The sequence below is a fragment of the Sorangiineae bacterium MSr11954 genome (assembly GCA_037157815.1).
Lineage (GTDB): Bacteria > Myxococcota_A > Polyangia > Polyangiales > Polyangiaceae > Pendulispora > Pendulispora albinea.
Genome location: CP089984.1, coordinates 6,366,394 through 6,384,715, shown reverse-complemented (window position 1 = coordinate 6,384,715; position 18,322 = coordinate 6,366,394). Strand labels below are relative to the sequence as shown.

15 protein-coding genes are annotated in these 18,322 nt (G+C 69.1%); 7 read left to right on the top strand and 8 right to left on the bottom strand.

Going from position 1 to position 18,322, the window contains the following annotated elements:
* Positions 1–31: 31 nt before the first annotated feature.
* Positions 32–601 (bottom strand): hypothetical protein, encoded by a 570-nt coding sequence (locus LZC94_24570; protein WXB11047.1) that lies wholly within the window; start codon positions 599–601, stop codon positions 32–34.
* Positions 602–623: 22 nt separating this feature from the next.
* Positions 624–1,022 carry a hypothetical protein gene (locus tag LZC94_24565; protein ID WXB11046.1) on the bottom strand — a complete coding sequence of 133 codons (399 nt, stop codon included), beginning with the start codon at positions 1,020–1,022 and terminating at the stop codon, positions 624–626.
* 117 nt (positions 1,023–1,139) lie between these two features.
* On the opposite strand from LZC94_24565, the gene LZC94_24560 reads away from it, so the two are divergent.
* From LZC94_24560 to LZC94_24550, 3 genes are all read left to right on the top strand, one after another.
* Positions 1,140–2,405, top strand: a complete 1,266-nt coding sequence (locus LZC94_24560) for an aminopeptidase P N-terminal domain-containing protein (GenBank protein WXB11045.1) — start codon at positions 1,140–1,142, stop codon at positions 2,403–2,405.
* 222 nt (positions 2,406–2,627) lie between these two features.
* Positions 2,628–3,554 carry a tyrosine recombinase XerC gene (locus LZC94_24555; protein WXB20238.1) on the top strand — a complete coding sequence of 309 codons (927 nt, stop codon included), beginning with the start codon at positions 2,628–2,630 and terminating at the stop codon, positions 3,552–3,554.
* An 11-nt stretch (positions 3,555–3,565) separates the two neighbouring features.
* Positions 3,566–5,896: a sulfatase-like hydrolase/transferase gene (locus LZC94_24550; GenBank protein ID WXB11044.1), complete on the top strand. Its 2,331-nt coding sequence runs from the start codon at positions 3,566–3,568 to the stop codon at positions 5,894–5,896.
* Positions 5,897–5,941: 45 nt separating this feature from the next.
* Here the strand turns inward: LZC94_24550 and LZC94_24545 are convergent, their stop codons facing one another.
* Complete coding sequence (locus tag LZC94_24545) at positions 5,942–6,613, bottom strand: HAD-IA family hydrolase (GenBank protein ID WXB11043.1); 672 nt, start codon at positions 6,611–6,613, stop codon at positions 5,942–5,944.
* 564 nt (positions 6,614–7,177) lie between these two features.
* Entirely contained in the window at positions 7,178–7,993 is an 816-nt protein-coding gene (locus LZC94_24540; protein WXB11042.1) for an RNA polymerase sigma factor, read from the bottom strand.
* Between the two features lie 974 nt (positions 7,994–8,967).
* On the opposite strand from LZC94_24540, the gene LZC94_24535 reads away from it, so the two are divergent.
* From LZC94_24535 to LZC94_24525, 3 genes are read left to right on the top strand one after another with little or no spacing between them, the layout of a single operon-like run.
* Positions 8,968–10,242, top strand: a complete 1,275-nt coding sequence (locus tag LZC94_24535) for an adenylosuccinate synthase (protein WXB11041.1) — start codon at positions 8,968–8,970, stop codon at positions 10,240–10,242.
* Between the two features lie 37 nt (positions 10,243–10,279).
* Complete coding sequence (locus LZC94_24530) at positions 10,280–11,215, top strand: hypothetical protein (GenBank protein ID WXB11040.1); 936 nt, start codon at positions 10,280–10,282, stop codon at positions 11,213–11,215.
* Positions 11,212–12,249 (top strand): tetratricopeptide repeat protein, encoded by a 1,038-nt coding sequence (locus tag LZC94_24525; protein WXB11039.1) that lies wholly within the window; start codon positions 11,212–11,214, stop codon positions 12,247–12,249. The genes LZC94_24530 and LZC94_24525 overlap by 4 nt, the downstream gene beginning before the upstream one ends.
* 456 nt (positions 12,250–12,705) lie before the next feature.
* Here the strand turns inward: LZC94_24525 and LZC94_24520 are convergent, their stop codons facing one another.
* Entirely contained in the window at positions 12,706–13,188 is a 483-nt protein-coding gene (locus tag LZC94_24520; protein WXB11038.1) for a hypothetical protein, read from the bottom strand.
* Between the two features lie 127 nt (positions 13,189–13,315).
* Here LZC94_24520 and LZC94_24515 point away from each other — a divergent pair, with 127 nt between their 5' ends.
* Positions 13,316–14,905: a hypothetical protein gene (locus LZC94_24515; GenBank protein ID WXB11037.1), complete on the top strand. Its 1,590-nt coding sequence runs from the start codon at positions 13,316–13,318 to the stop codon at positions 14,903–14,905.
* A 38-nt stretch (positions 14,906–14,943) separates the two neighbouring features.
* Here the strand turns inward: LZC94_24515 and LZC94_24510 are convergent, their stop codons facing one another.
* The 3 genes from LZC94_24510 to LZC94_24500 form a co-directional block, all read right to left on the bottom strand.
* Complete coding sequence (locus LZC94_24510) at positions 14,944–15,135, bottom strand: hypothetical protein (protein WXB11036.1); 192 nt, start codon at positions 15,133–15,135, stop codon at positions 14,944–14,946.
* Positions 15,136–15,140: 5 nt separating this feature from the next.
* Positions 15,141–16,193 (bottom strand): tetratricopeptide repeat protein, encoded by a 1,053-nt coding sequence (locus LZC94_24505; GenBank protein WXB11035.1) that lies wholly within the window; start codon positions 16,191–16,193, stop codon positions 15,141–15,143.
* A gap of 80 nt (positions 16,194–16,273) precedes the next feature.
* Entirely contained in the window at positions 16,274–18,322 is a 2,049-nt protein-coding gene (locus tag LZC94_24500; protein WXB11034.1) for a protein kinase, read from the bottom strand.

Genomic DNA, 18,322 nt, shown 5'->3' with positions numbered 1-18,322 from the left:
CGCGGGCTCCTGGTCATTCCTTCTTTCCTTCTTATTCCTTTGAGCTCCGACGGCGGTCGCGCCGCTCGTCACGCTTGACGTAGATATCCGTTTTCACCTCGGGTTTGGGGAGCGCGGACTCCTCCCCCGAGGCATTGCCATTTTCGTCTTGATCGTCGCCCTCGCCCTCGCCCTCGCCGCGGGGGCGCGAGCCGCGCTGCCCGCGGTCGGGGCGCGCGGTGTTCGGTCGAAAGCGGATGGTCGTGCTGACCTCGAACTGGAGCGAGGTGAGGATCTTCGCCGCCTCCGCCCCCAAGTTCGCGTGCTCGAGAAAATCGCGCACTTCGTTGGCCACGACGCGCACGACCCCGTTCTTGGTTTCGTCGATCTGGGCCAAAATGTAGCCGGCGATCTCCTTGGGAAGCTTGAGCTCGCCCATCAGGTGCTTCACCGTGTCGGGCGCCTCGGCCGCCTTCTCCACGCCGATCTCCACGGCGCGTTTGATCAGGTCCGGGATGACCCCCTCGAGACGACGGCGTCTCGAGCTGCCACCGCGCTCGCCCTGATCGCCACCGCCGCCGCCGCCCTCACCACCACCACCTGTGCCCGTGCCCACGCCCATGCGGACATGGGAACTAGCATCTCTACGCCGCGGAGAGAATCCGCGAGATGCCTTGGGCTGCGTGATCCATCGCGATCGTGGTCCCGCTTCCTTGGCCGCGGGCCGCGAGGAAAACATTTTGTCCCGAGATCGTGAGCTCGCGGACCTCGACCTCGCTACGCATGGCCAGGATGCGCGAGATCGAGCCGTCCTCGAAGCTGGCTCCACCCTCGGACGATGGGATCCGCGCGAGGAGGGGCGCGTAGGCGGCGAGCTCTTCGCATGCAGCCCACGATCCGGCTCCTGCGACCACCACGCCCGAAGGGTCGGCGAGCACCAGGGTCTCCAGGGAAGCGTCGCTGCGCGCGTGCGAAAGCTGGTAGTGAAGGGCAATGAGCGGATCGGAGCTACGCTTTCGGCGACGGTCCTCGGTCTGGAGCATACGCCGAGTTTCGTCTGTGGGGCGATGTGGGCCAAGTTTTGAGAAGTTCGGATGACGGGCGAGGGGAGACGGATGCAGGAGATTTTCCGAAGGCGGCGGGAGGCATTTTTCGCTCGGATGGCAGAGGCGCGGGGGGACGATGCCATCGCGGTGGTGGCGGCGGCGCAGACCCAGGTGCGCAACGACACGGTCGATCATCCGTTCCGCCAAGACTCCGACTTTTACTATCTCACCGGCTTCGAGGAGCCGGACGCGATCCTGGTGATGACCACCCGGGAGCGCAAGACCACGCTCTTCGTGCGGCCGAGCGATCCAAAAAGTGAAATCTGGGACGGCGCCCGCGCCGGCATCGACGGCGCCAAGGCCAACTTCGGCGCCGACGAGGCGTTCAACCTGGCCGAGCTCGACGCGAACCTGGTCAAGCTGCTGCAGAACCAGCACCGCCTCTACTACCGCATCGGCCGGAATCGCTCGCTCGACGCGCGGGTGCTGGCGGCCATCGAGCGCGGGCGGATGCGAGGGCGCAGCCCGCACCATTTTCCGAGCGAGATCGTGGACCCCGGGGTGGTGCTGCACGAGCAGCGCCTCTTCAAGAGCGAGGACGACTTGGTGAAGATGCGCAAGGCGGCGGCCATCACGGCCGAGGCGCACGTGCGCGCGATGGCCATGGCCCGCCCGGGGATGAACGAGGCGGAAATCGAGGGGATGTTCCTCGAGACGTTCCGAAGGCGGGGCGCCAAGCGCGCGGCCTACCAGCCCATCGTGGGCTCGGGCCCGAACACCACCGTGCTTCACTACATCGAGAATGGTCGGATGATGGAGGAGGGCGACCTTCTCCTCATCGACGCCGGCGCCGAGTACGAATACTTCGCCAGCGACGTGACCCGCACCTTCCCCGTTTCGGGGACGTTCTCGCGGGAGCAGCGCGCGCTCTACGAGGTCGTGCTCGAGGCGCAGCTGGAGTCCATCGCGGCGTGCCGCGCGGGCACCCCCATCGACGCCGTGCACGATCGGGCCGTGGAGGTGGTGACGCGCGGTCTGGTGAGGCTCGGTCTCCTCTCGGGGGAGCCGGAGAAGCTCATCGCCGAGGAGAAGTACAAGCCGTTTTTCATGCACCGCTCCAACCACTGGCTCGGCATGGACGTCCATGACGTGGGCGGCTACTTCGTCGGCGCCAAGGTGCGGCCTTTGGAGCCGGGGATGGTGCTCACCGTCGAGCCGGGGGTGTACATATCGAAGAACTTCACGAACGTGCCGCCCGAATGGCGCGGGATTGGCATTCGCATCGAGGACGACGTGGCGATCACGGAGCGGGAGCCCGAGGTGCTGACGGGGGCCATTCCAAAGTCGGTGGACGACGTGGAACGCGCGTGCCGGGGCTAGCATCCCGCCGCGCCGCGCCTCGCCGATCGCCCTTCGGGCAGCGCCCTCCCCCAAAAGGGGAGCTCCCTCCCCCGAGGGCCGCTCTCCCCAGAGGGCAGCTCCCTTTCCCCAGCGGGAGGATTGGGGTGCGGGAGCCGGAGGCCCCACTTAACTTTGCCCCCCGGCCGGCCCGGGTGCTACGCCGGTAAAGGCGTGGAGATCGAAGAGGCGCTGAACGGTTTCGTGGCGTATTTGCGCGATGAGAAGCGGGCGTCGCCGCACACGGTTTCGGCGTACCGGCGGGACTTGACGAGCCTGGTGGTGTTTTTTCGCGAGCGGGGCTCGGAGCTGCCCAAGAACCCCCGCGCGAGCGCGCCCCGCGCCGGACGGGTGCAGGATTTGGACGTGTACTTTTTGCGCGGGTGGCTCGGGCAGCTGGCGCGCACGGTGACGCCGAACTCCATGTCGCGGAAGTTGGCGGCGCTTCGCACGTGGATGCGATGGATGCGCCGGCGCGGCATTTTGGAGACCAGCCCCGCCGACGAGCTGGCCAGCCCCAAGGTGAAAAAGCCGCTGCCGACATTCGTGTCGGTCGACGCCGCCAAGCAAGTGGTGGAGGCCCCCGAGACGGACATCGCCGCGGGCAAGCGCGATCGGGCGCTGCTCGAGCTGCTCTATGGCTCGGGCCTGCGCGTGAGCGAGCTCTCGGGCCTCTCGCTTTCGCAGCTGGATTTGCCGGGCGCGACCGCGCGCGTGCTCGGCAAAGGCTCCAAAGAACGCTATGTGCCGCTCGGGCGCCTCTGCGTGGAGGCCCTCACCGAGTACCTGGCGGTTCGCTCGGAGCTCCGGCATCGCCGAACCCTGGCCATCGACCCCCACGCCGTCTTTCTCAGCACCCGCGGGCGAAGGCTCGGCGTTCGTGCGATCGAGCGCATCGTCGCGAAGTACGGCGCCCTCGGGGCCGGCCGGGCGGATCTTTACCCCCACGCGCTCCGCCACACGTGCGCGACCCACCTCTTGGAAGGAGGCGCCGACCTGCGATCCATCCAGGAGCTCCTCGGCCATTCCTCGCTTTCCACCACGCAGCGCTACACCCACGTCTCGATGGATCACCTGATGCGGGTGTACGACGCCGCGCACCCTCTCGCCCGCGCGCGAATTCCGAAGTAACAAGGGCGGGGATGGCGCCCGTACTTTTCGGTTGGCTCAAACGACTCACCGTCGCGCTCGCGGGGGGCGCCGTGGCGGCGATGCTGGTCGCGGCGATGGAGGCCCGCGCATGCTTCTCGGCTGGAAGCGGCGCCAACGCGCCCCGCTACATCGATCTCTTGCTGGCCGACGCCGCGGTAGTCCTGCCGATTGCCCTCCTTTTGGCGGCCGTTTTGGGCTGCGTCATGTCCTTCCTGGAGCCCGATCGCCCGTACTCCTGGCGCGAGCACCTGGCCACGTTGCGCGCGCAGCCCGTCCTGATGCGCTCGCGCACGGCGGCCATCGTGCCCTTGGCCATCTTCGTGGGGCTCCTCTGGATCGTGCTGGTCGCCAACCTGGCGCGGCAGCTCTTTGCGCGCGGGGCGGCCCTCGAGGTCGGGATGGAGCTCTCGCTCGCCTCGATGGCCATCCTGGCGGGGCTCTCGGCGGTGGCGCTCTCCTTCGTTCCGCCGCTGCGCCGGGTGCTGGCCACCGGCGCCGCCGAGCACCCCTGGTTCATCGATCCGGTGGCCACGGGCGCGGTGGCGTTGCTCCTCTCCATCGTGGTGTTCGCGTACGGCGTCTCGGCGGGGGACACCGGGGGTGAAGGCGGCGGCGCGCTCGGCATCTTCGGCGTCCTGAAACGCTCCGAGCTGGATCTGCGCCCCATCGTCGATCTGTTGGCCATCACCGCCGGCGCCTACACCGCGCCGATCGCGCTGGCGCGCCGCCGGGTGTCGGTGTTTCGTTGGGTGGTGTGCGCGCTGGTCGCCTTCGCGCCGCTGGGCCTCACCGCGCGCGAGGCCCGCGCCTTGAACGACGCGCCCTTCGTGACGCGCAGCCTCGAGCGCGACGCGCCGCTGGGCAGCATCGCCATCGCCGTTTTGCGCAAGGTCACCGACCGCGATCACGATGGCGCATCGGCGTATTTCGGCGGCGGCGACTGCGACGATCGCGATCCGAAGCGCTCGCCGCTGGCCCTCGACGTGCCTGGAAATGGCATCGACGAAGATTGCTCCGGGAGCGACACCCCCCTGCCGTCTGCGCCAGGATCCTCGAGCACCGGCGGGGCCAACGCGGCCAACGGCGCCAAGGCGAACGGTGCGGCCGGGGGCGCGGGTCGTGCGAAGGCGGAGCTGCCGAACGACTTGAACCTCATTTTGATCACGGTCGACACCTTGCGGCCCGACGTGGGCTTCATGGGGTACGACAAGGCGGTGACCCCGAACTTGGACCGCCTGGCGGAGAAGTCGGTCATCTTCGATCGGGCCTACAGCTTCGCCTCTTACACGGGAAAGAGCCTTGGCCCGCTGCTCATCGGCAAGTACCCGAGCGAGACCCTTCGAAACGGCTCCCACTTCAACACCTACGACAAGGCCAACGTCTTCGTGACCGAGCGCCTCCACGACGCGCGCATCCGCACCTTCGGGGCCGCCTCGCACTGGTACTTCGAGAAGCGCAGCGGGCTCGCGCAAGGGATGGACGAGTGGGACACCTCGGCCAAGCCCGCCACCGGCCAAGGCGACACCGACACCTCGGTCACCAGCAAGGAGCTCACGGACGCCGCGCTCAAGCTGCTGGCCAAGCCCGAGAACGTCTCGGGCCGTTTCTTCATGTGGCTCCACTACTTCGATCCGCACGCGCAATATGCGCCGCACGCGGAGGCTCCGAACTTTTTACCGGAGGGTGCCAAGGGGGCGAGCAAGATCTCCAAGGCGGCCTACGACGGCGAGGTGTGGTTCGTCGATCACCACATCGGCCGCATCCTCGAGCAGCTGGCGGCGCAGCCCTGGGGAAAGAAGACCGCCATCGTGGTCACCGCGGACCATGGCGAGGCGTTCGGCGAGCACCATATGAACTGGCACGGTCACGAGATCTGGGAGGTGCTGATCCGGGTGCCGCTGCTCGTCTATGTGCCGGGGCTCTCGCCGCACCATGTTCCCGTCAAGCGCGGCGCCGTGGATCTGGTGCCGACCCTGCTCGACATCATGCACGTGGAGGCGCCGCCGGGGGAGCTCTCCGGCCAGAGCCTCATCGACGATCTCCTGGGGGCCAAGGGCGATACCTTCGCCGAGCGCGACGTCTACATCGATATGCCGCTCGGCCCCTACACCGGGATGCGACGGGCCATCCTCCACGGCCCAACGCCGGGGATGAAGTTGATCCACTTCGGCGGAAACAACTACAGCCTGTTCGACCTCGCCGCCGATCCCGACGAAAAGGACGATCTCGCGCAGGACAAGGCCCGCTTCCGCCCGGTCTACGAGGCGTTTCAGGCGACGCGCGCGCGCATGAAGGAAATCGACGTCAAGCCGGAGCCGTAGCCGGCGAGCCGGCGCCGGTGGACGCGTGCACGTCCGCGCACGCGTTCACATAGCCGATGACAGCAGCGGCACCAGCTCGTCGAGCGAGCCGAGGACGACGTCCGGCTCCGCGGCATAGAGCCGCTCCCGGGTGACGAATCCATCGAGCACGCCGATGGTCGCGCCGCACGCCGCGGCTTTTCCGGCGCCCACGTCCTGCGGGCCGTCGCCGACCATCCACGCGCGCGCCGGCGCCACGCCGACCTCCTCGAGGGCCGAGAGGAGCGTGAACGGGTGCGGCTTGAGCGGGCCATCCCCGCCTCCGCGGATCGCGTCGAAGTCGCCGAGGAGCCCGAGCCCCTCCAGCACGAGCAAGGTGGTATCGCGCGGTTTGTTCGTCGCCAGGATGCGTTTGCGGTCGCGGAGGGCATCGAGCGACGCGCGCGCGCCGGGGAGCAAGGTGGTCTGGTCGACCGGGTGCGCGCGGTAGTACGCATGAAAGGCGGCCAGCGGGGCGTCGAGCTCCGTCGACTCGCGCGGGAGCCCGAAGGCCCGCGCGAGCAGAACACGGGCGCCATCGCCCACATACGTTCGAATGGTCTCGCCGGCGAGCGCCGCGCGGCCATGGGTGACCAACGCATGGTTGCACGCAGCCGCAATATCGGCGCACGAATCAATCAGCGTACCGTCGAGGTCGAAGAGAACCGCATCGGGGGTGGCAAGGCGAACAGAGCTCACGCCTGAGTCACTACCACGCTCCACGCAAGATGCGACCATCTCACCGCCCCACCTCCCGCCGCGCCCACGCGAACAACCACCGCCGCGCCGGCGCGAAGCGCGTACCAGGCCGCGCCAAGCCCGAACAGCCACCGACCCGCCAAACGCAAAAGCGGTTGGCGCCGAGCGCGAAGCGGGCCTCCACCCGCCAAGCCCCAAGCTGCCAGCGACGCCGTACGCAAAAGCGGCTACAGGCGCGCGAAGCGCGTACCAGGCCGCGCCAAGCCCGAACAGCCACCGACCCGCCAAACGCAAAAGCGGTTGGCGCCGAGCGCGAAGCGGGCCCACCCGCCAAGCCCAAAGCTGCCAGCGACGCCGAACGCAAAAGCGGCTGCAGGCGCGCGAAGCGCGTACGAGGCCGCGCCAAGCCCGAACAGCCACCGACCCGCCAAACGCAAAAGCGGCTACAGACGCGCCGAGCGCGAAGCGGCTACGGATAAGGAAGAACCGTTATCCCTGTAGCCGGCAGCCGGAAGCCCGTAGCCCCGACTGCGATCTGTAGCCTTTCCCCCCGCTGGAAGCTTCTTAGGCGGCGTTCTCGAGGCTGGTGGAGCTCGCGGCCGGTGCCGGGACCGCTTCGGCGGCGGCTTCCGCGGCGGCGGCCTCGGTGAGGTTCACGCTGCTGATGGGCGGCGCCGGCGGCATCTCGGCGGAGGCGACGACCATGTCCATCGTTGCTGCGGCAACGGCCATCGGAGCCTCGACCGGGCGGGCGGTGACCCTGGCGCGGCGCGCGCGCGCGGCTTCTTCGCGGGCCTCGGCGGCGAGCGGGGTGGCCTCGAGCATCGTGCGCAGGCGCGAGCGAGCGCGGTGCAAGCGCGAACGAACGGCGCTCTCACTCAGCTCGAAGCGGTCGGCGATTTCCTGGAGCCCCAGGTCCAAGTGGTAGTGCGCGACCACCACGTTGCGGTAGTCCTCGGGCAGCTCCTCGAGCGCGTTGCGGACCCGCGAATCGCGCTCGCTGTTGGCGGCACCCACATCGCCGCGTGCCGTGAGCTCACCGTCGTTCGACGCCGGGAGAGATCCGAGCTCCTCGAGATCGAGCCCCTCGACCAGACGCGCGCGATGACGGCGCTGCGACCGCATCATCATGAGCGCTTCGTTGGCGGTGACCCGAAAGAGCCACGTGGAGAAGCTGGAATCACCGCGGAAAGAGCCGAGACGGCGGATGACCTGCATCAACGTCGCTTGGAGGAGATCGCGCCGATCTTCGTCGGCCACGGGGTAGCGGAGAAGCTGCCGTTCGATGTGTGGCCGTAGCTCCTGTACAAGCGAGTTGAGGGCGCTCGTCTCGCCGTCGACGGCGCGCCGGAGAAGGGTGCGATCGATCGCAAATGCCATGGGTCGTTCCTCGGAGAGTGGTGCGAGCCAAAAGGCTCGATAGGGACGGCACCTCGCCGACGGTGACCGCGCTGCGCGATCTCGACGACGGGTACGGCCGAACCCAATGCGAGTCCCGTGCCGAGGCGGACTCGCCACTCGTACACGCATGTAAGCAACGCGCATCCATCGTTCGCTCGACCCGAAAATCGCGACGCGAAAAAGCCGCTTTCGTCGACGATCGCGCAGCACCCAAGCAGGTCGGTGCATCGCGCGCGCTCGGGCGGCGGCCTCATGGACGCTCCGTGATGTCGAGGCACAGGTACATCGTTTCGAACTGAGCATCACCGCGCTCGACGTCGCTTCCCTCAATGGAATTTCCGAGGACTGTGCGTCAGCCGTAGCCGTGCGGGAGAGCGCGTCTCAAGCCGTCCCGATGCCGGCGGATCCATAGCGCCCTCCACACTTTCAAATGCTGGAGAATATTCAGTTTTTATGCGGCTGGCCGCGCCATCGAAACGAGGTCGAAAGGGCCGCCTTTGGCCTCACTCCAACATCGTCCGAGGCTACAACAATGCCACAGTCCCGCGAAACCGCCACGCACTCCGCCATGCTCTACGAGCCGCAGACCGTTGCGCGCGTCGCCGACGACTTCACCGTTGTCCCGTGCTTGGATGCCGCAGGGTCGCTGCTCGTAAGCATCGTCAGGGTCGAAAGGTCGAATGGACGGGCACGACGGGAAGAGCCGAACGACGAAGCCGAGCGGACGGGGCGCTTGATGCCCGCGCTTGCGCGAGCGGCATCGTTACGAGCGCAAGAGTTCGCAAGTTCTCGAGAATGGCAAGATCGATCGCGAGCCCGAGTGGAAAACACGTGCGCGTTCGCGCGGGGCGCGTACGGACACGGCGGGATGCGGCCGATATCTCTTGGATGGTGTGCGCGAAGGCGTGCGTTTCGCGCCGCGGAGCGACTCAATTGTTGTAGGCTCCCGCAAAATGAGTGCTGTCGTCGTGGTTGGAGCCCAATGGGGTGACGAAGGTAAGGGGAAGATCGTCGATATTTTCACCGAGCACGCCGAGATGGTCGTGCGCTACGCCGGAGGTCCCAACGCGGGGCATACCCTGGTCGTAGGCAACGACAAGGTGGTCGTGCGGTTGGTGCCGAGCGGCATTTTGCGCGCGCATACCCGATGCGTACTGGCGCAAGGAATGGCGATCGACCCGACCTCGTTGGTGAACGAGATCGATGAGCTGCAACGCCGCGGTTATGTGGGCGAAGGTCAGCTGGTGGTGAGCGAGCGGGCACACGCCATCCTCCCGTACCATGTTGCCGTCGATACCTTGCGCGAGCAGGGGGCGGACGCGATCGGTACCACCAAGCGCGGTGTGGGGCCCTGCTACGAGGACAAGATGGCCCGTCGCGGTATCCCGCTGGGTACCTTCCGCGACCGCGCGCGCACCGAGAAGCTCGTGCGCCGAGCGCTCGAGGCGTGGCAGCCGTCGGTGGCCGCCCTCGGTGGAACCTTGCCGTCCTTGGCCGAGGTGATGGCCAGCGTCGATGCGGTGCGCGAGCGCATCGTTCCGCTCTTGGCCGATACGGGGGAGATGATCGACGAGGCGCTTCGCGCCGGAAAAAATGTGCTCTTCGAGGGCGCGCAAGGGACCTTGCTCGACATCGATCATGGCACGTACCCCTATGTCACGTCGTCGACGGCGAGCGCCGGCGGAGCCTCCACGGGCACCGGTGTCGGTCCGACCCGGCTGGGGAAGGTCATTGGTCTGGTGAAGGCGTACTCCACCCGCGTCGGTGGCGGTCCGTTCCCCACCGAGCTGACGGACGATGTGGGCGAGCGCCTGCGCAAGGCCGGGGCCGAGTTCGGCTCGGTGACCGGGCGGCCTCGTCGCACCGGCTGGCTCGATGCCTGTGCCGTCCGCTATTCGGCGCGCATCAACGGCCTCGATGGCCTGGCGCTCACCAAGCTCGACGTGCTCACCGGGCACTCCGAAATCAAGGTGTGCACCGGCTACGAGACGCCGAACGGCGTGAGCTCCTCGTTCCCGCTGGAAGATGCGGACCGGGCGCGCCCCGTCTACCAAACCTTGCCGGGCTGGAAAGAGGACATCTCCGGCGCCCGCACCCTGGCCGATCTGCCCGAGACCGCCCGCAAATACGTGGAGTTCGTGGAGCGCGAGACCCGCTGCCGCGTGGTTCTGGTGAGCGTGGGCTCCCGCCGCGACGAGACCATCCTCGTCGACGAAGTGTTCGGTTAGCGCTACGTAGCTCCTTTGGAGCTTGGAGGGAACGCGGGTGACGTCGAGCTTGTTCGCACTGGCGGTGATCGCGCAGCTGGTCTCGAACGCCCGCCCCCTCGAGTGCACGGCGACCGAAGGGCCGCACGCCGGCAACGTCTGGGAGCGGGCCAAGACCCCCGCGCTCCGCAAGTACTGCGATCTGCTGGCGAGCGGCGCCTCGAAGCTGGCCGCCAGCGCCACCATGGCCTACGAGGTCCTCGGCATCGCGGATGAAGCCGATCGCATGGTGCCCGGGCACACCGCGCCCGCCGTGCTGCGCGGCCGCGCCTACGCCAAGCTCGGACGCTGGCTCGAGGCCTACAACGCCCTGAACACCGCGCGGATCCGCGATCCGCGCGCCCTCGACGATGCGGTGGCGCTCCTGGCGTGGGCGCGCGTTGCCGTTCGAGCGGGGCACCCCGACGACGGACATGCGGCCTATCGCATGCTCCTTCCGCGGGCCACCTTGCTTCCGCTCGCGGAGCGCGGGCCGGCCTATGTCGAAGCCGGATTTTTGGCCATGTGGCGCGGTCCTGGCGGGCTCGACGAGGCCATCTCCATCTTCCGCCAGGCGCGACGCGATGCCCAAGATACACCGCAAGCCGTGGCCATCTTGGGCCTGGCGCTGGCCCTCGACCGCCTGGGCGCGCGGGACGAAGCGCGCGCCGTGCTGCTCGAGCGGCCGCTCGCCAACCCTTGGCCGACTTTGTCCGATGCGCGCGCGCGCCAGCTCCTCACGCCGCCGGTGAGCGAGGGCGAGACGGAGGCGCTCGCGGCCATCGCGCTCGAGGCGAGCGATCCCGCCAAGGCGAGGCTCTCGTGGCAGAAATACGCCGACACGTCACCGGGTGCCCCTTGGGTGGCGCACGCCCGCGCGCGCGCACACGGCGGCAATGCGGCAGGCGCTTTGGGCCCGAAGCGCGCCGAGAAAGCGGCGAGGTCCCAGCCATGAAGCGCATCGTCCGGCTCCTTCGCGGTCGAATGGCCGCTGCGGTTTTGGCGGTGGCCGTGGCATCGCTCTCGGCCGGTGTGCAGCCGGCGCGCGCCGACACGCCGCCCAGCGCGTGGGACTCCGTCAAAAAACCGTACTTGCGCCGCACCTACGAGGTGCACGTGCGCGCGCGCGAGCGGATGATCCAGTCCGAGTCGGTGCAGCCCGGGGCAATGGACCATGAGAAGCGCCTGGAGGAGGCGCGCGCGATCCTCGAGGAGGCCAACGCGGCCGAGAGCCCGGATGTGCGTCTGCGCTTCGATCTGGGCACCGTCTACGAGGCGCTTCGCCGGCATGCCGCGGCGGCCAAGGTGCTCGAAAAGGCGCTGGCGATGGCGCCCGATCATCCGGCGGCCGAAGATGCGTGGCTGACTTTGGCGTACGCCTACGCGCACGGCAACGAGCCGCGCAAAGAGCGCGACGCGTACACGAAGTACTTGGAGCGCTCCACCTACGGCTCGGGGAGGGTCACGGCCACGTTGAACTTGGCGGAGGCCGAGATGCGCCTTGGTCACCTCGAGGACGCCATCACCGGTTACCGCGAGGCGATTCAACTCGCCAGCTTGGTGGCGAGCGCCAGCGACACCGGCGTGTTGGCCGTATGGGGTCTCGCGGTGGCCCTCGATCGCTCCGGCGATACCTCGGGCGCCATGGCCCAGGCCAAGTGGGCGACCGAAATCGACCATCGCCGGGTCATCGAGGACAGGGTCAACGTGTTCTTCGTCCCCGCCTACGAGCGCCTTTGGTACTTCGGTCTGCGCGAGATGGCCCTGGCGCGCAGCGCCAAGAGCGGGCCCGAGGCGCTGCTCCATCTGCGTCAAGCCGAAGAACTGTGGAACGGCTACTACGAAAAAGCCGACCCCGCCGATCCCTGGCGCACCCGCGCCAAGGCGCATCGCGACTTCGTTCACAACGAGCGCCTCGACGCCGAAAAGCGCATTAAGCCGGGCAAAACTCCGCAACTTCCGTCGCCGGGCGACGACGTGTCGCTCTAGCTCGAAGGCGCAACACGCGGCGCGCGAGATGCCGCGTGCAAGGCGTCGAGAGTAGGGCACGGCGCGCGCGTCGCGGACGTGCAAGGCGCAGCGCGCAGGGCGCAGCGCGCGAGATGCCGCGTGCAAGGCGTCGAGCGCGCGTCACGCGTCGCGCGGACGTGCAAGGCGCAGCGTGCGGGGCGCAGCGCGCGAGATGCCGCGTGCAACGCGTCGAGCGCAGAGCGCGTCGCGCGCGAGATGCCGCGTGCAAGGCGTCGAGAGTAGGGCACGGCGCGCGCGTCGCGGACGTGCAAGGCGCAGCGTGCGGGCGCAGCGCGCGACATGCCGCGTGCAAGGCGTCGAGCGCGCGTCACGCGTCGCGCGGACGTGCAAGGCGCAGCGTGCAGGGCGCAGCGCGCGACATGCCGTGCAACGCGTCGAGCGCAGGGAGCGGCGCGCGCGACATGCCGCGTGCATCTACGTGCGTTGTCGTTTCGAGGCGCCGTCCACCAGCCGCGCCACGTGCACGATGGCGCGCTCGTGTGTGCCGCGTCCGATCTCGCCCGCGTCATCGCGGACGTCGATCTCGAAGCGATAGAGCTTGCCGGCCATTTCGATGAAGCGGGCGGTCGCCGTGACGGTGGCTCCCGGAGGGGTCGGCGCCGTATGGTGCACGTCGACCTTCACGCCCACCGACAGCTCGCCGGGTTCGAGCAAGGGGTGGAGGGCGCGCGCGGCGGCGATCTCCATCAAGGCGATCATCCTCGACGTGGCGAACACCGGTGGGAACGCGTCGCCGGGCTCCGTCGAAAGTTGGTCCGCAAGATCCGCGTCGCGAACGGACCATGCCGCCGTCGCGGTGGGAAGTGGATAAGCTTGTTTGGGCATGCCGAAGAAATAGCAGCCAAAGGCCCGCGCCGCGAGAAAGGTCGATCCACGCGCAAAGGGCGGGACATCCATCCGTGTCGGGCCCACTCGACCGTGTCGGGCCTTGCTCGAAACTTTCTCTGCTCCTTGCGCCGGCGCCGCCTCACGCGGCGAGCGATTTCAAATGAACCGAACTACGTTGCGCGCTTCGAGCCGGGGCGTGAGAGGTCTCTTCCTGCTCGCGCTCGGCGTCGTTCAATTGGCTTGCCTGGTGCGCTTTTGCCGGCTCCCGTTCGAGTCGAAGATCGCCCGCGTCCCCGACGAAGGGTTCTATTACCTCAATCTGGCTCGAAATTTCGTCGGGTCCGGCCAGTGGACCTTCGACGCCGGCATCAGCCGCACCGCGTCCTTTCACCCGCTCTACGCGTTCATCGCGTCGCTCGTCGCGCAAACGACGGCCGATGCAAATACGCTCCTCGCCATCCATGGCGCGCTGGGTTTTGCGTCGACCTTCGCGGCCGCCGCGTGCGTGCTTCGCATCGCGGGAAACGATCCGCGCGCCGCGTGCGGCGCCTTGCTCGTGTTCACGGGCGGCGCGTGCGCGAGCTGTCCGCTGATGCTCGTGGAGTGGCCTTTGGCCGTCGCGTCGCAGGCGATGCTGATGCTGCTCATGCTGCGCGGGGACGGTGGTCCTTGCTTCGCCGTGGGCGCCTTTGCGGTGCTCGCGCGCATCGACTCCATCGTCCCCGTCGGTCTCTCGGCCTTCGGTGTGTTTACGGCCATCCACTTCGACGCGCGCCGATGCGCGCTGGCCGATGGGCCCCGGCTGCGCGCCGCCCGCTTGGCCGTCGGGGGAGCGCTTTCGACCTTTCTCGGCCACGGCTTCTGCCTTTGGTGGATGACCGGCTCCTTCTTTCAAGGCAGCGCGCGCATGAAGGCACATTGGGCCGTCACCCAAGGGATCGCGCCGCTTCGAATGCTGGGCGTCGCGTGGCGTGCGCTCCCGTTCGGGTGGTGGTCCACCGAAACACCGGCCCCCGCGAGCCTCTGGGCGGGCGCCCTCGCGTGCGGCGCCGCCATCCTCGTGGCGTGGATCAATCGGCGCTGCGCGCGGTTCGCCATTCCGCCGCCGCTCCGAACGGGCGCGTACGGCCTCGCGCGCAGCGATACGGTGGCCGTCTGGGCGGCGCTCGTCACGGCGGTGGGCACGTACGCCGTGTATGCGATGGATATCAACGAGCCAAAGCCGTGGTACACGGCGCACTTCATCGTCCCCCTGGCGATCCTCCTGGGCGCGGCCTCGCGGGCGCTCTTTCGGGCGACGCACCCCGCCGTCCCTTGCGGCGCGCTCGCCGTCATGACGGCCGCCGGCTTCGTGGCCGCGGGCGCCCCCATCTGGCCGCACCATGGCGCGCTGGCCGCCGCCGGTGCGTGGGTGCGGGCGACGGGAAGGCGCGCCGTCTCGTACCGAGCCGGGATCGCCGGGTACGTGTCCGACTCGCACGTCGTCAATTTGGACGGACTCGCCAACGACGATGTGCACCCGTACCTCCTCGCGGGGACCACGGCGTGTTACATCGCCGCGACGGGCGCCGATGTGCTGGTGGAGAGCCATTGCCGAGGCGAGCCCGAGCCCGCACACGGCATCTACGGCCGCGACGACCTCGCCCGCGCAACGCGCCGCGTGCACACGTTCGGCAGCGCGCTCGCCCCGACGCCCTCGGCGGCATGCACCGTGGCCGTCTGGGAGCTCGATCGCGCCGTCCTCCGCGCGCAATGCCAGCAGGCCATCGAGCGCCCGCTCCGCTAACGCGCGCGACTCCGATCGGGGCTACTCGAACGCGACCCCTACTCGGACGGAGGTTCGTCCGCGTCGTCGGCGTCGTTCGCGGTCTCCAGCCGCGAAGGACGCGAGCCATCGGGCCCGGCGTCGCCGCGCGGCTTGAAGACGTCGTAGTCGTGCGTGCAGGCACCGAGCACGAGGCTCGCCGCAAAGGCGAAGAGCGTCACCGGTACCGCGAGACAAGATACACGACGCATGCTCTTCAAAACGTACCTCGCATCTCCACCCCGGTTGGACCGAAGACGATACGGGTGCGGCCGTCCGAGGCCGCCGCTTCGGTGCGGGGCGGCGCGGTAAACCAAGCGCCCTGGGGGCGGGGCCTCGTGCTGGTGCTCGGGGCGCCCGCCGCGTCGCCTTTGCGCGGTTGGCTCAGGACGAACAAGGTGACCCCGGCGCCCGCGCCGAGGAGCCCGAACACCAGGCCGACATTGGCGATGGTCTGCTGCGACTTCCCCTTGTCGATGTCACCGCTCCGCGAAGCCGGGCACGGGCCTTTGCCGCACGCCGACTCCAGATCGCCGTAGGTGCCGTTGTTCAGGAGCCCGAAGACGATGAATGTCAGGAACCCGGCGGCGCCCACGCCGCCCGCGACATAGGCGGCGGTCCGCAAGGTCGAGCGATCGTCGCTGGCCGGAGGGGGAGGGGGCAGCGCCGTCTTCTCCGCGAGCGGCGCCACGGAGTTCACGTCGAGCCGGGTGCGCTCCGTTTGGCCTGCGGCCACCGTGACCGAGGTGGTGACCGGCGGCCTGCCGGGCGTGCTCACCTCGATTTGCGTGGTGCCCGGGAGAACCGGCGCAGGCTCGCCCCATCCCGCGCGGCGCATGGTATCGCCGGCGATCTTCAGGGTCGTCTCGTCGGTGGGGTGCTCGACGTCGACGATGACGAAGCCGAGCTTGCCCGTCAGCGCGTCGCGTTCGAGCTGCGCCGCCTCGCCCGCCTTTTCGTAGCGGACGTCGTCGCGGGCGAGCTCTTTCGCCTCCACGCGCGCCTTGTCGAATTCGACATAGGCGGCGACCAGATCGCCCTTCTGGCGAAGGGACCGCGCCAGAAAGAGCAGCGAGTTGGGGCTGGCCACGATGTCGTGCGACGCCCGAAACTCCTCGGCCGCCCCCGCATAGTTTCGCGCGTCATAGAGCTTGCGCCCTTTGAGGAAGCGCGACTGCGCCTGTTCGCGTTGAACGGGCGTGGCCTTCGAGGGATCGACCCCGGCCGCCGAGGCCCAATCCGCCGACACGACCAGGGATGACGCAAGCAAGACGGCAGCGAGACGAGGGATGCAACCGCGATGAGGGCGAGTGAGGCAAATGAGGCGAATGAGAGGAGAGCGCATTCCGTTTAGATCCCCAGAGGCACGTAGACCTTGTGCTTCGAGCGCGGCGCGGAGCTCTTCGGCGGCGCCGGGTTGGACACCGCCGGCGCCTTCGAAGGCGCCGCGGTCTCCGCCTTCGGCGGCGGCGCCGGAGGTGCAGGGACCACGTCCTCCGCGCTCTCCGAGGCCGCTGCCGCCGACGGCCCGCGCGCACGCGCCGGAGACTCGTTCCGTGGCGATGCCGCCACCGGCTGCTGCGCCCGAGGAGGCTGCGGCGTTGGCGCAGCCACCGGTGCGGGCTCCCGCGCAGCGGTCGCGCGCGCGGGCTCCGACGCCTTCGACGGTGCAGCCGCCGCCGTGCCCCGCGCCCCCGGCGCCTCGGCCGGCGGCGCGCCCTGCGCCGATGCCGCAGGCGCCGTCGATGCCGCGATCCCCTCGGGCGCCTTCGAGCCCCGGAAGAGCAAGGTCAGCGAACAAACGGTGACCGAGACGAAGAGCACCAGCAGCGCCACCACGATCATGATGCGCCGCCGCCGCCACGCCGGGCGATCCTTGAGCGCCGTAATCTCGCTCGTGCGCGACCGCCCGACCCCCGGCGGCTCACGGTACGTCGGCGGCGCCGGTGTAGGGATCTCCGCCCCGGGGACCTTCATCATGAACGACGGTGGGGGCTCGACGACGCGCACGGGCGCCACCTGCACGGCCGCCTGCGCGCCGTGCGGCGATGGCGCCGACGGCGCCATGTGCACGGCCACCGCCGCCGCGGTATGCGCCGCCGCCTGCACCGCCCGAGGTGACGCCGTTGCGCCTCCTCGCATCGAAGCCGCGGCGGCCGCCCCCCGCGATGACGACGGCACGGGCGGCGGTTGCGCCCGCGGAGAAGGACGCCCTGCGGACGGCAAGGACTGCCGCAATGGCGGCGGCAACATCGGCGCGGTGTGCCGTGGGGCGGGTGCGGCGGTGGGCATTGGCGGCGCCGGGGGCCCAGGCGCCGCGGGCGGCAAGGTCGAGGGGGCCTTGGACCAACGCTCGTCGATGGATTCGAGATCCGGCACCAACCCGGCCAGCGTGGCCGCCCCGTTCGGGGGATGCCGCTGGGACGCGGTGGCCACCGGCGCCGGTCGCTCCTCGACGCCGAGGATCGCGCACACCTCCCGCGCGACCTCCGCATCCCCCGGCAAGTGGTGCGCCGCGATGTTGCGCAGCGCCACGCCAAAATCCGTTACGGTCGGATAGCGCCGCTTGGGATCGACGGCCAGCGCGGTCGCCGCGATCTCCACCAGCATCGCCGCCCAAGGCGTCGAAGGCGGGGAGGGCGCCAGCGGCATATCGCCGGAAAGTTGCCGAGACAACATTTCGGTCACCGTCCGCTGCGTGAACAAGGGCCGCCCGGCCAGTGTTTCCCAGAGCATCGCGCCCAGCGAATACACATCGGCCCGGCCATCGGCCGTGCCGTCGCCCAGCAGGATCTCGGGGGCGCTGCGCGCGTTGCGCTCGTCGAGGGGCCCCGCGGGTGGCCGCAGCGGCCGGCGGTGGATGCGAAGCAGGCGCGCGAGGCCGTCGGTGCCAATCAAGATCCCCGACGGTGTCACATCGCCATGGATCATCGACGGGATCTTGCCCGTCTCCTCGGCGCGAAAGCCCGGCTCGCGCAGGGCATGCAGCGCCGCCAGGCCCGATACGGCGTCGACCAGGAGCTTGAGCCGCCCTTCGAACGACAGCGGCTTCTTCCCGTCCTTTTGCGCGCGCACATCGAGCTGGGGCCAGGTCGCACCCTCGATGAACTCGGTGACCACCACCGCGTGATCCTGCGTGGTGTAGACATCGCGTACGCGCGGAACATGGGGGTGCCGCAGCATGGCGATGCGCCGCGCCCGCCGCGTAAAGGCGTCGAAATCGGCAGCCTCGACGTTCGCTCGGTTGACCCGCTCGAGGACCAGACGTGGCGCCGCCGCGCCGCCCGCTTCCGCCCGCACGATGAAGCGTTCGACATCCGCGTCGGTCCCCAGAAAGCGCACGACGGCGTACTTTCCAATGGACGACGGCACCAACGTAGGAGCGGGCGCAGCGGCCAT